This is a genomic window from Micromonospora sp. CA-244673, from assembly GCF_050948395.1.
In the GTDB taxonomy this organism is placed as follows: domain Bacteria; phylum Actinomycetota; class Actinomycetes; order Mycobacteriales; family Micromonosporaceae; genus Micromonospora.
Window position 1 is genome coordinate 853,704 of the sequence record NZ_CP192019.1, and the last position, 12,964, is coordinate 866,667.

10 protein-coding genes are annotated in these 12,964 nt (G+C 74.1%); 6 read left to right on the forward strand and 4 right to left on the reverse strand.

Annotated elements, in window-relative coordinates; translation table 11 throughout:
- Positions 1-119: 119 nt before the first annotated feature.
- Positions 120-1,175 (reverse strand): hypothetical protein, encoded by a 1,056-nt coding sequence (locus ACQP12_RS04280; protein WP_433285166.1) that lies wholly within the window; start codon positions 1,173-1,175, stop codon positions 120-122.
- A gap of 84 nt (positions 1,176-1,259) precedes the next feature.
- Between ACQP12_RS04280 and ACQP12_RS04285 the strand changes: the two genes are divergently transcribed.
- Together ACQP12_RS04285 and ACQP12_RS04290 are read left to right on the forward strand one after the other, a co-directional pair.
- Positions 1,260-2,300: a S66 family peptidase gene (locus tag ACQP12_RS04285; protein ID WP_433285168.1), complete on the forward strand. Its 1,041-nt coding sequence runs from the start codon at positions 1,260-1,262 to the stop codon at positions 2,298-2,300.
- Positions 2,300-2,869 carry a hypothetical protein gene (locus ACQP12_RS04290; RefSeq protein ID WP_433285170.1) on the forward strand — a complete coding sequence of 190 codons (570 nt, stop codon included), beginning with the start codon at positions 2,300-2,302 and terminating at the stop codon, positions 2,867-2,869. The genes ACQP12_RS04285 and ACQP12_RS04290 overlap by 1 nt, the downstream gene beginning before the upstream one ends.
- A 168-nt stretch (positions 2,870-3,037) precedes the next feature.
- Here the strand turns inward: ACQP12_RS04290 and ACQP12_RS04295 are convergent, their stop codons facing one another.
- Complete coding sequence (locus tag ACQP12_RS04295) at positions 3,038-3,946, reverse strand: cyclase family protein (protein ID WP_433285172.1); 909 nt, start codon at positions 3,944-3,946, stop codon at positions 3,038-3,040.
- Between the two features lie 166 nt (positions 3,947-4,112).
- Here ACQP12_RS04295 and mfd point away from each other — a divergent pair, with 166 nt between their 5' ends.
- The 4 genes from mfd (at position 4,113) to ACQP12_RS04315 (ending at position 11,306) form a co-directional block, all read left to right on the forward strand.
- The gene (mfd, locus tag ACQP12_RS04300) at positions 4,113-7,757 is read left to right on the forward strand and encodes a transcription-repair coupling factor (RefSeq protein ID WP_357940999.1); all 3,645 of its coding nucleotides are present in this window, start codon (positions 4,113-4,115) and stop codon (positions 7,755-7,757) included.
- A gap of 47 nt (positions 7,758-7,804) precedes the next feature.
- On the forward strand, positions 7,805-8,605 hold the full coding sequence (locus ACQP12_RS04305) for a hypothetical protein (protein WP_433285174.1): 801 nt from the start codon (positions 7,805-7,807) through the stop codon (positions 8,603-8,605).
- 2 nt (positions 8,606-8,607) lie between these two features.
- Positions 8,608-9,591, forward strand: coding sequence for a nucleoside triphosphate pyrophosphohydrolase (locus tag ACQP12_RS04310; RefSeq protein ID WP_433285176.1), 984 nt, complete (start codon positions 8,608-8,610; stop codon positions 9,589-9,591).
- A gap of 95 nt (positions 9,592-9,686) precedes the next feature.
- Positions 9,687-11,306 carry a DUF885 domain-containing protein gene (locus tag ACQP12_RS04315; protein WP_433285178.1) on the forward strand — a complete coding sequence of 540 codons (1,620 nt, stop codon included), beginning with the start codon at positions 9,687-9,689 and terminating at the stop codon, positions 11,304-11,306.
- 3 nt (positions 11,307-11,309) lie between these two features.
- Here ACQP12_RS04315 and ACQP12_RS04320 read toward each other — a convergent pair whose 3' ends face one another.
- Together ACQP12_RS04320 and ACQP12_RS04325 are read right to left on the reverse strand one after the other, a co-directional pair.
- A complete protein-coding gene (locus ACQP12_RS04320) occupies positions 11,310-12,212 on the reverse strand; it encodes an NAD(+) diphosphatase (RefSeq protein WP_433285180.1) in 903 nt (300 codons plus the stop codon).
- Positions 12,209-12,901 carry a hypothetical protein gene (locus ACQP12_RS04325; RefSeq protein WP_433285182.1) on the reverse strand — a complete coding sequence of 231 codons (693 nt, stop codon included), beginning with the start codon at positions 12,899-12,901 and terminating at the stop codon, positions 12,209-12,211. The genes ACQP12_RS04320 and ACQP12_RS04325 overlap by 4 nt, the downstream gene beginning before the upstream one ends.
- Between the last annotated feature and the right edge of the window lie 63 nt (positions 12,902-12,964).

Below are 12,964 nucleotides of genomic sequence, written 5' to 3' on the forward strand. Positions count from 1 at the left end.
CGCTCCTTACGCGAGTACGAAGGACAGCGCTGTCCGACTCCCTGGATGGTATCCGCGCGGGCCCCGGCGCAAGGAGGGGGATCGCGTGACCATCTGCACTCTGGGACCGGCCGACCGGCTCAGCCATGGGCGGACGACCCGGCGGCGGTGTCGGGGCGGGCGCGGGCGGCCTGGGCCGCGCGCCGGTGGGCCCGGAAGATCGTGGCGGCGAGCAGCCCGACGATCCCGAGCAGGGCCCAGAGGGTGAGCCCGGACAGCGTCCAGCCCATCGAGCGGCGGTCGAAGTAGACGGCCGACTTGATCAGGTCGGTGGTCAGGCCGGGCAGGTTCCACCGGTGCATCCCGCGCATCCAGTCCGGCAGGAACTCGGGGGCGTAGATGCCGCCCGAGCCGGGGTTGCCGAGCACCACCAGCAGCAGGATCACGAGGCCGGTGCCGAGCAGCCCGAGCCACGCCTGCACGGCGCTGGCCACCATGGCGGCGGCGAAGACGGCCAGCGCGCCGACCGCGGCGACCGCCGGGATGTCGTGGTGCCAGATGTCGAGCACCGGTCCGACGACGGCTGCCCCCACGATGCCCAGCACGACGGAGTAGACCGCCAGGGCGGCGATCCGCAGCCCGGCCCGGGGCAGGCTCACCGGGGCGGTGCCGGTGCTCAGGCCGAGCGCGGTGGAGGCCAGGTAGCCGCCCAGCACGAGGCCGACCGCCAGGTAGAACGGGACCAGCCCCCGCGGGTCGGTCCGTTCCACCGGCACCTCGTCAGTGACCTGGATCGGCACGTTCGCCTGCTGGGCGGCCTGGCCGAACACCTGGGTCACCAGTTCGGCGGCGGCCGGGGCGGAGGCGCTGGCGGTGACCAGGCGCAGGCCGTTGTCCGGTCCGGAGGTGAGCACGCCGTACACCTCGCGGGCCGTCAGGCCGTCGTCGGCGGCGCCCGGGTCGTCGTACTCGACGGGTTTGATCTTGTCGGTGCGCTGGCGGACGGCGGACAGCACGGCCTGGGCGCGCTGGTCGCCGAGGACCACCCCGACGGGCACGTCGCGGGGCCGGGGCTGGTGCAGCGCGCCGACGTAGGCGGCGATGAACGCGGTGGCCAGAGCGAGCGTGCCGAGCAGCAGCGCCGCCGTGCGGGGCAGCCAGTCTCGTACCGGAGGGTCCCGCTGCGGCTCGTCCACGCGCCCAGCCTATTGCCCGCATATGCCCGTCTCGGGTGCTTTCCTCCGGCAGAATTCGCTGGCCCGGCCCGATAGCTTCGGATCATGGTGCTGCCCAGCTACCCCCCGAAGCCGAAGCCCGGCGACCGCGTCGCGGTCGTGTCGCCCTCCGCCGGCCTGCCGGGTCTCTTCCCGCACGTGTACGAGTTGGGCCTGCGCCGGCTCCGCGAGGACCTCGGGCTGGAGCCGGTGGAGTATCCGACCACCCGGCAGGTCGGGGCCGACCCGCGGGACCGGGCGCGCGACCTGACGGCGGCCTTCGCCGACCCGAGCGTCACCGCGGTGCTCGCCACGGTCGGCGGGGACGACCTGATCACGGTCACGCCGTTCCTGGACGACGCGGTGCTGCGGGCCAACCCGAAGCCCTACTACGGCTACTCCGACAACACCAACGTCCTCAATCACCTCTACCGGCTGGGGATCGTCGCCTACCACGGCGGATCGGTGCTGGTGCACCTCGGCCGGTCCGGGGCGCCGCACCCGCTGACCTTCGACTCGCTGCGGGCGGCGCTCTTCACCTCCGGCTGGTACGAGCTGACCCCGGCGCCCGAGTGGGGCGACGAGCCGCGCGACTGGCGGGACCCGGCGACGCTCGCCCACGAGCCGGTGATGTTCCCCGGCGAGGGCTGGCGCTGGCACGGGCCGGCCCGGGTGGTCCAGGGGCGCACCTGGGGCGGCTGCCTGGAGATCATCGGATGGCTGATGGCGGCGGACCGGGTGCCCTCGGCGGCCGAGCTGGCCGGATCGGTGCTCGTGTTCGAAACGTCCAACGAGCTGCCCGGCGCGCAGGAGGTCTTCCGGATCATGCGCAACCTGGGCGAGCGCGGGCTGCTCGCCGGTTTCCCGGCCATCGTGGTCGGCCGGCCCAAGGCCTGGGACTTCGAGAAGCCGCACACCCCGGACGAGCGGCGGGCCTGGGGCGAGGCCCAGCGCGAGGCGATCCTGGCGGCCCTCGCGCCGTACACCGACGACCCGGTGGTGGTCTTCGACGTCGACCTCGGCCACACCGACCCGCAGCTGATCATCCCGTACGGCGGGGAGATCCGCGTCGACGCCGTCGAACGCCGGATCGCCGTGCGCTACTGATGAGCAACTCCTGGGCGTACCCGGTCCTGCACACCGTCGATGTCGACCGGGCGCTGGGTGCGTTGGACCGGCTGCTGGAGATCGCCGACCTGCGGGACGTCTTCCTGCGGGCGTGTGCGCGGGTCGGTCGCGTCTCCGGGCTGCCGCGCTATCTCGACGCATTCGGTCACTGGACCGGCGCCGGTGGCCCGGGGGAGATGGCGGTCCACGATCTCTCCCCGCTCGCCGAGGTTGCGCCTCACGATCCGGCCGACCCGCTGGTCGACGTGGACCTCCACGTCAGCGGCCTCGGCCCGGTCGCGGAGTTGGTACGCGTCGCCGGACCTGATCCCGCGTGCCTGACCTGGAACATCTGGGGCTGGCCGGAGGTGCCCGAACTCGGCCTCGGGCCGGACGTCAAGCACGGGTACGTCGGGCTGACACTCAATGCCATGGACCTGTGGGGTGATCAGCCAGCGGACGTGCACACCGTGTTCCTGCACACCCGCAGGCACGAGCCGCAGCGGGCCGAGTGGCTCGCCGGGCGCGTCGGCCTCACCGTCGTCGGCCCCGGTGAGATGGGCTTCTGACCGTCCCTCACCGTTCGCGGTGCCGACGTCGCGCCCAAGCCGCTGCGAGGACCGAGGGACTGAGTCGGTGGGAACGGCGTGAGGGTTCGCCCGGGCTTGGAGATCTTGGTAGGAACCGGCCCCCATAGGGGCCATTTCGTTCCGAGATCTCCAAGCGGTGACCGTACTTCAGGCGGCGACTGCGAAGGCGCGGACCGGGAAGGTGCCCATGCCGGTCACGCGCGGCGGGGCGGCCGTGAACCGGAACCCCTCCGGGGGCAGGGCGGCCAGGTTGGTCAGGTGCTCGACGATCGGGATGCCGGCGGCGAGCAGGGCGCTGTGGGCCGGGCGCTCGCCGGCCGCGGCCGGGGTCATGTCGTCGATGTTGATCGAGTCGATGCCGACCAGCGCCGCTCCCGCCTCGACCAGCCAGTCCGCGCCGTCGGCGGTGAGGTGGGGCGCGTCGGGGCCGGCGTACCGCTCGGTGCCGAAGTGCGTGTCCCAGCCGGTGTGCAGCAGCACCGCCCGGCCGGCCACCTCGTACGGGGCGAGCAGCAGCCGGTCCACCGCCCGGGTGCCGGCCGGCACCCGGACCACCACGCCGGGCAGGTCGGCGAGGCGGTCCAGGGGGACGCCGGTCAGGTCCGCGCCGTCCGCCCAGCGGTGCGCCGGCGCGTCCACGTAGGTGCCGGTGTTGGCGATCATGTCGATCTGGGCCACGTGGAACTCGACGCCCGGCGCGTACCGCTCCCGGGACGCCTCGCGGGTCAGCCAGTCGGTGATCCGGGGCGGCTGCCAGCCGGGCAGGGTGACCATGCCGTCGGTGATCACGTGGCTCAGCTCGATCAGCCGTCGCCCGGCGGCCGCCGGGGCGGCCACCCCGCGACCGCCCTTGTGCGGCTCCGCCACGACCGTCCGGTTGGTGATCCGCACCTCGCCGACCATGAGCAACCCGAGGTGGCGGACGAGGAGCGCCGCCAGCTCGTCGTCGGTGATCTCCGGGCCGGGGATGTCCAGCCGGAACCCGTCGGTCCGCAGCCCGCCGCCGTTCGCGAAGATCACCTCGGCGTCGAACACCGCCCGGTACTCACCAGTCATGTGCCTCACCGCACCACGCCGGCCCGGACCCCGTCAAGATCGATTCCGGCGCGCCGGCTGCGGCCCGGAATGTCCGGGGAGCGGGATAGTCTCGAATGGTGCCACCCCCCGTCCGCAACGGACGCGGGGTCGTCGCCGTGCGTCGACCTCCTGGAAGTGATCACTGATGCTCACCGGACTCTTCTCCGCCGCCCTGGCCGACCCCGGGCTGGCCCGGGCGCGTGACCTGGCGCGCTCCGGTGCCGCCCAGGTCGACGGCCTCGATCTGACCGCCCCCGCCGCACTGCGGCCGTTCGCCGTCGCCGCCGTCGCGGCCGACGAGCCGGCCGGCGGCGCGGGCCGTCCCGTGCTGGCCGTGACGGCCACCACCCGCGAGGCCGACGACCTGGCCTCCGCGCTGGGCAGCCTGCTGCCGCCGGAGCAGGTGGCGGTCTTCCCGTCCTGGGAGACGCTGCCGCACGAACGGCTCTCGCCCCGCTCCGACACCGTCGGGCGCCGGCTGGCCGTCCTGCGCCGGCTGGCCCACCCCGGCTCGGCCGACGCGCACGGGCGCACCGGCCCCCTGCGGGTCGTCGTGGCGCCCGTCCGCTCGCTGCTCCAGCCGCAGCTCAAGGGGCTCGGCGACCTGGAGCCGGTGCAGCTCGCCGCCGGTGACGAGGCGGACCTGGAGGAGGTCGCCCGCCGGCTCATCGACATGGCGTACGCCCGGGTCGACCTGGTCACCAAGCGCGGTGAGTTCGCCGTGCGCGGCGGCATCCTGGACGTCTTCCCGCCCACCGACGAGCACCCGTCCCGGGTCGAGTTCTGGGGCGACGAGGTCGAGGAGATCCGAACCTTCGCCGTCGCCGACCAGCGCACCATCGAGGGCGTCCCGCAGCTCTGGGCGCCGCCCTGCCGCGAGCTGCTGCTCACCCCCGAGGTCCGCAAGCGGGCCGCCGCGCTCGCCCAGGAGCACCCCGAGCTGGCCGAGATCCTCGACAAGCTGGCCGAGGGCATCCCGGTCGAGGGCATGGAGTCCCTCGCCCCGGCCCTGATCGGCGCCGACTCGATGGAGCTGCTGGTCGACTGCATGCCGGCCGGCACCCACGTGCTGCTCTGCGACCCGGAGCGGATCCGCACCCGCGCGCACGACCTGGTGCGTACCTCCGAGGAGTTCCTCCAGGCCAGCTGGGCCGCGGCCGCGGTCGGCGGCCAGGCCCCGGTCGACCTCGGCGCCGCCGCCTTCCGGACCCTGGCCGACGTGCGCACGGCGGCCCGCGCCCTGCGCCAGCCCTGGTGGACCCTCGCCCCGTTCGGCCTGGTCGAAGCGGAGTCCGCGCCCGCGCGGCAGCCCTGGGAGGACGAGCCGACCGAGGTCGACGTCACCCCCGACGACGCCATCGCGGTGACCCTGGCCGCCCAGCCGGCCCCGCTCTACCACGGCGAGACCGCCCGGGTGGTCGACGACCTGAAGCGCTGGGCCGGCGAGGGCTGGTCGATCGCGCTGGTCTTCGAGGGCCACGGCCCCGCCCAGCGGGCCGTCGAGGTGCTGCGCGACGCGGGCCTGGGCGCCCGGCTCACCGAGGAGGTGCCGGCCGCGCCCACGCCCGGTGACCTGCTGGTCTCCTGCGGCTGCCTGACCGCCGGCTTCGTCGACGAGGCGTCCCGGTTCGTGCTGCTCACCGGCAACGACGTCACCGGCGGTCGGGGCACCTCCACCCGTGACATGCGCAAGATGCCGAGCCGGCGGCGCAACACCATCGACCCGCTGGAGCTCAAGGCCGGCGACCACGTGGTGCACGAGCAGCACGGCATCGGCCGCTACGTCGAGCTGGTCCAGCGCACGGTCAACGGCGCGAGCCGGGAATACCTGGTCATCGAGTACGCGCCGAGCAAGCGCGGCCAGCCCGGCGACCGCCTCTTCGTCCCCACCGACCAGCTCGACCAGCTCTCCCGCTACGTCGGCGGCGAGCAGCCCACCCTGCACAAGATGGGCGGCTCGGACTGGCAGAAGTCCAAGGCCCGGGCCCGCAAGGCGGTCCGCGAGATCGCCGCGCAGCTGATCCAGCTCTACGCCGCCCGCAAGGCGTCCAAGGGGCACCCGTTCGGCCCGGACACCCCCTGGCAGCGGGAGCTGGAGGACGCCTTCCCCTGGCAGGAGACGCCCGACCAGCTCGCCGCCATCGAGGAGGTCAAGCGGGACATGGAGCAGACCGTCCCGATGGACCGGCTGATCTGCGGCGACGTCGGCTACGGCAAGACCGAGATCGCGGTCCGGGCGGCGTTCAAGGCCGTGCAGGACGGCAAGCAGGTGGCCGTGCTGGTGCCCACCACCCTGCTGGTGCAGCAGCACTACAACACGTTCGCCGAGCGGATGAGCCAGTTCCCGATCACCATCCGGCAGCTCTCCCGGTTCCAGACGCCCAAGGAAACCGAGCGGACGCTGGAGATGGTCGGCGACGGCACCGTCGACATCGTCATCGGCACCCACCGGCTGCTCCAGTCGGCCACCCGGTTCAAGCAGCTCGGGCTGGTCATCATCGACGAGGAGCAGCGCTTCGGCGTCGAGCACAAGGAGCACCTGAAGACGCTGCGTGCCTCGGTCGACGTGCTGGCCATGTCGGCCACCCCGATCCCGCGCACCCTGGAGATGGCGATCACCGGCATCCGGGAGATGTCCACCATCGCCACCCCGCCCGAGGAGCGGCACCCGGTGCTGACCTTCGTGGGGGCGTACGACGACCGGCAGGTGGCCGCCTCGATCCACCGCGAGCTGCTCCGCGACGGGCAGGTCTTCTACCTGCACAACCGGGTCGAGTCGATCGACAAGGCGGCCCGCCGGATCCGTGAGCTGGTGCCCGAGGCCCGGGTCGCGGTGGCGCACGGCCAGATGGGTGAGGAAGCCCTCGAGAAGGTGATGGTCGGCTTCTGGGAGAAGGAGTTCGACGTCCTGGTCTGCACCACGATCGTCGAGTCCGGCATCGACATCCCGAACGCCAACACCCTCATCGTCGAGCGGGCCGACCTGCTCGGCCTGGCCCAGCTGCACCAGATCCGCGGCCGGGTGGGCCGGGGCCGGGAGCGGGCGTACGCGTACTTCCTCTACCCGTCGGACAAGCCGCTCACCGAGAACGCGCACGAGCGGCTGGCCACCATCGCCCAGCACACCGAGCTGGGCGCCGGCATGTACGTCGCCATGAAGGACCTGGAGATCCGGGGCGCCGGCAACCTGCTCGGCGGCGAGCAGTCCGGGCACATCGAGGGCGTGGGCTTCGACCTCTACGTCCGGATGGTCGGCGAGGCGGTCTCCGCGTTCAAGGGCGAGCACGCGGAGGAGGAGACCGAGGTCAAGGTCGACCTGCCGATCGACGCGCACCTGCCGCACGACTACGTGGGTGTGGAGCGGCTTCGCCTGGAGATGTACCGCAAGCTGGCCGAGGCCCGCGACGACGAGCGGCTGCGCGAGGTGGTCGCCGAGATGACCGACCGCTACGGCGAGCCGCCCGCGCCGGTGCAGAACCTGGTCGCGGTGGCCCGGTTCCGGCTGCTGGCCCGGCGGTACGGCCTCACCGACGTGTCGATGCAGGGCAAGCACATCCGGTTCGGCCCGCTGCCGCTGCCGGACTCGAAGCAGCTCCGGCTCAAGCGCTACCACCCGGACTCGGTCTACAAGCAGGCCCTCGATCAGGTCAGCGTGCCCCGGCCGAGCACCCGCCGGGTCGGCGGCGAGCCGTTGCGCGACCAGGCGCTGCTGGAGTGGTGCGCCCAGCTCCTCAAGGATGTGCTGGGTGAGCCGGTCGCGGCGCAGCCGGCGGGGGCGGGGGCTCGGTGAGGTGGGCGGCGTCACAACCGCCTGCCGGCCGTGAGAGAGTGGCCGTCATGCGTGCTCGCCGTCTCATCGCCGCCGCCAGCGTCGCGGCCCTCGCTGTTCTCTCCCTCGCCGCCTGCGGCCGGTCCGCCCCGGGCGTCGCCGCCTACGTGGGCGACACGAGCTACTCGATCGACCGGGTCAACGCCATCCGGGACGAGGCCGCGCAGGCGTACGCCGGGGTCGTCAAGGCCGCCGAGGAGCAGGGCCAGACCGTCCCGGCCGAGCTGCGCGAGATCGACCTGGACGGGCAGGACGTGGTCAACCTGCTGGTCGGCCTCGACCTGGGCAAGCGGATCGTCGCCGACAAGCAGCTCCAGGTGCCCGACCAGATCAGCGCGGCCGACATCGGCCAGGCGCTGCGCGTCCCGAACACGGAGTACGCGAAGCTCGCCGCCGAGTGGTACGACGTCTTCAACGCGCTGGGCCAGGGGCTGCCGAAGGCGGAGCTCTCCGACGCCGACACCGCGGCCGTCTACGCCGCGCTGGTGAAGGCGAACGTGGCGCGTGCCGGCTGGTCGACCGAGCAGCAGCGCCAGGCGTTCTCCGACCCCTCCATCGCACCTCAGGTCTCGGCCGTGGTGGGCCTGAGCGAGGCGCTGAAGGCGCAGGTCGACCGGGATGACGTCCGCGTCAACCCCCGCTACCCGACCCTGGCCGTGCCCGCCCTGCTCCAGATCCAGTCGCAGAACGTCAACCTCTACAACCTGCCGTACGTGGAGGGCGCCGACCAGGTGACCGACATCTCCACCCCGGAGCCGGAGTCGACCGAGCCGGAATCGGCCGAGCCGAGCGCGTCGGTGGCGCCCTGAGCATGACCGCGCGCATCGTCCTGCTCGTCACCTCGCCCCGGCTGCCGGCCGGCCTGCTGACCGCGCCCGCCTGGGACGTCGTCCGCTCCGCGCCGGTGCTGGCCGGCGCCGAGAGCGAACTGGCCACGGCGGTCCGGTCGACGGGCGCCGAGGTCACGGTGGTGACCGAGGGCGCCACGGAGGCGTTGCTCGACGCGGCGGCCGCCCACGGCAGCGCGGTGTGGCTGTCCGGCCCGGCCGGCGACGAGGCGCTCGCCCGCGAGCTGGGGTTGCGGCTGGCCCGCCAGCCCGGCCTCGCCGAGCTGGAGCTGATGTACGGCTCGTGGGACCCGCCGGGCGCCCGGCTGCTCGACGCGGTCGAGGTGATGGACCGGCTCGCCTCGCCGGGCGGTGACCCGTGGAAGCGGGCGCAGACCCACCGCAGCCTGGCCGGGTTCCTTCTGGAGGAGTGCTACGAGGCGTACGACGCGATCAGCGCCGACGACACCGACGCGCTCCGCGAGGAGCTGGGCGACGTGCTGCTCCAGGTGCTGCTGCACGCCCGGCTGGCGGAGGACCTGCCGGAGGGGAAGCGCTGGACGGTCGACGACGTGGCCGGCGGCCTGGTCGACAAGATGGTCCGCCGCAACCCGCACGTCTTCTCGGGTGAGCAGGCCGGCTCGATCGAGGAGATCGAGGCGAACTGGGAGCGGATCAAGCGGGCCGAGAAGACCCGCGAGTCGGTGCTGGACGGCATCGCCCTGAGCCAGCCCGCGCTCGCCCTGGCCGCGAAGGTCCTGGACCGCGCCGGCCGCGTGGGCCTGGCCGTCCCGCCGCCGCTGGCGGAGTCGCAGGTCGACGCCGAGGCGCGACTCGGCGCGGGCCTGCTCGCCACGGTGGCCGCCGCCCGGCAGGCCGGCATCGACCCCGAGGCGGCCCTGCGCCGGGCCACCCTGGCGTACGCGGACGCCGTCCGCGCCGCCGAACGGGACGCCCGATCGGGTTGACCAAGGGGTTCGCGCCGGCCGGAGCGGCGATCGCGACGCGAACTTCTTGATCAACGCAGGCGGCGGCCGTCGGTCGTGGTCGGTAGGGTTTCCGCATGGAGCCGTTTGTGCCGCTCGCCGAGCGGATCGTCGAGGCGTTGCTGGAGAGCCGGCCCGGGCTGGCCACCTCGGCCGGGGACCACCGTTACGACGACCGGCTGCCCGACCTGTCCGCCGACGCCCTCGCCGCCGACCAGGCGATGCTCAAGGACGCGGCCGACGCGCTCTCCGAGATCGACCCCGACTCGCTCGACGTCGAGGAGCGGGTCGACCACGCGCTGCTCAGCAGCCTGGTCGACCGGGGGCTGTTCGAGGCGACCGAGATCCGGGGCCACGAGTGGGACCCGCTGCGGCACAATCCCGGCCCGCTGCTGCACGCCCTCATGGCCCGCCCGTACGCGCCGGTCGAGGAGCGCCTGACCCACCTGGCCGGGCGGCTGGCGGCCGTACCCGACGCCCTGGCGACCGCGCGCGCGACGCTGCGCGACATGCCGCGGATCCATGCCGAGACGGCGGTCGGGCAGTTCACCGGCACGGCGGCGCTGATCCGCGACGAGGTGCCCGGGCTGCTCGCCGAGGCGCCGGCGCTGCTCGACCGGGTCGAGCCGGCCGCCACCGCGGCGATCGCCGCCCTGGAGGAGTTCGTGGCGTGGCTGCGCGGCGGCCTGGCCGCCGACGCCGGCCCGGGGCGCGACCCCCGGCTCGGCCGGCGCCGCTGGGAGGCGCGGCTCTGGCACACCCTCGACACCGAGCTGGGCGCCGCCGAGGTCCAGCGCCGCGCCTGGGACAACCTGGACCGGGTCACCGCCGAGATCCGCGCGGCGGCCGTCGAGCTGGTCGGCGGCCCGGCCGACGACGAGACGGTCCGCCGGGCGCTGGACCTGCTCGCCGCCGAGCACCCGGACGACGCCACCATCGTCGACCTCGCCTCGGTCACGCTCGACGAGGCGAGCGACTTCGTCCGGGCCCACGACCTGGTCAGCCTGGTCGACGACCCGTGCGTGATCCAGGAGATGCCGGAGTTCGCCCGGGGCGTGGCGGTGGCCTACTGCGACTCGCCCGGCCCGCTGGAAACGGCGGACGTGCCGACCTTCTACTGCATCGCGCCCACCCCGGCGGACTGGCCCGCGCAGCGGGTCGAGTCGTTCTACCGCGAATACAACGACCACATGATCCGCAACCTGACCGTGCACGAGGCGATGCCCGGCCACTTCCTGCAGCTCGCCCACGCCCGCCGCTACGCCGGCCCGACCCGGGTCCGCGCGCTCACCGAGTCCGGGGTGTTCATCGAGGGCTGGGCGGTCTACACCGAGGAGCTGATGGCCGGGCTGGGCTTCGGCGGGCTGCCGGTCCGGCTCCAGCAGCTCAAGATGCAGCTCCGGATGACCATCAACGCGCTGCTCGACCAGCTCGTGCACTGCGAGGACCTGCCCGAGTCCGAGGCCATGGCGTTGATGACCGGGCGTGGCTTCCAGGAGGAGGGCGAGGCGGCCGGCAAGTGGCGGCGGGCGCTGCTCACCTCCACCCAGCTCTCCACCTACTTCGTGGGCTACAGCGAGATGGCCGACATCGCCCGCGCCCGGCCGGCCGGGGTGTCGCCCCGCGACTGGCACGACGCCATGCTGGCGCACGACTGCCCGCCGCCGCGGCACCTGCGGACGCTGCTGGGGATCTGACCGTCAGCGCGACCCACGGGCGGCGACCGCGTCGACCAGCCAGCGCGACAGGGAGTACGCGGGGGGCAGCTCCGCCGGCAGCGCGTCCACCGGGAACCAGCGCGCCTCGGTCAGCTCCCTCGGGTCGGCCACCGGCTCGGCGGCCGGGTCGGTCACGGTGGCGGTGAAGCCGGCGAGCAGGGTGCCCGGGCCGGACATCGCCCAGGGCTGGCTGTCCACATAGGTGGGCCGTCCGATCGTCAGGCCGACCTCCTCGGCGACCTCGCGGTGGGCGGCCGCCTCCAGCGACTCGCCCGCCTCGACGAACCCGGCGACCAGCGCCCACAGCTCCGTGGGCCCGTACGCGTGCCGGACCAGCAGCAGCTCGTCGGGGGCGCCGGCCGGGCCGGGGCGGGTGATCGCCACCAGCACCGCGACGGAGAGCGGCAGGAACGTGGTCAGCCCGCAGGCGGGGCAGCGCCGGGCGGTCTCGCCCGGCACGTCGGCCAGCTCGGTGCGGCACGCCCCGCACCACCGGTGGGTACGCCGCCAGGTGACCACGGCGAGCGCCCGCCCGGCCAGGTCGGCCCGCGGTCCGGGCAGCTCGGCGGCGAGACCCCGCCAGCCACGCCAGCGGCCGGGCAGCGCCTCGGGGTCGGCGGCCTCGGCGGCCCAGGCGGGCGCCCCGTCGAGCGTGCCGACCGGCACCCAGTCGAGCCGGGCGGGCAGCTCGCCGATCCGGGGGAACCGCCCGTCGGGGCCGGTGAGCAGCCTGCGCCCGGCCACCGGCAGGGCCAGGTCGTCCGGGTGCGGCGGCCGGCCGTGATCGGCGGCGGGACGGAAGGGGGCCACCCCACCCGTCCCGGCCGGGTCGCCGGTCGCGCCGGCGTCGTGCGGCGTGCGGGTTCCGGTGCCGCCGGTGCTCACGAGGTGGTGGTGCGGCGGTCGACCACGCCCGCCCCGGCCGGCACGTCGAAGGCGGCCGACTCGACCGTGTCGGTGTAGCGGCTCAGGGTGACCTCCGCGGCCTTGCCGTCGAGGGTGCCGGTGAAGCTGCCCAGCACTCCCTCGCTGGTCACGCAGGCGCCGAAGCGGTTGCCGGCCCGGGTGACGTCGACGCAGGTGGCGTGGTGCCCGGCCAGCGTGGTGTCGCTCTGCTCGATGGTCGCCTCGGGGTCGAGCGCCGCGTCGGTGAGCAGCCGGATCACCGACGGCGGGGTGACCAGCCCGAGCTTGCGCGCCTCGCCGTAGACGACCACGGAGGGCCGGCCGGCGGTCAGCACCGGCGGCGACACCGTGCACGAGGTGCGCCCGGCCGCGTTCGCGCACCGGGTCACCGCCTCCTGGGTGACGGTGATCTTGCCGTCCGGCCAGGTGTACGAGGAGCGCAGCGGCTCCTTGGTCTGCGCGATCGACGCGGTGCGCCCGTCGCTGAGCTGGTAGTCGGCGGCCCAGGTCTGCTCCAGCGCCCGGTCCATCCGCGCGGTCAGGTCGTTGACCAGGTCGGCCCGCCCGAGGGCGACCCCGGTGTCGTCGAGGGCCTGGCAGCCGGTGACCGAGAGCGACGCGATGGCCGAGGCGGCGAGCACGCGGAGAGTCGTCGAGGCGGCGGGCATGCCGCCCAGCCTTGTCGATCGACGCAACCTCTCGCAAACCCGTTGTCGGTTGAGGCCGGAGAA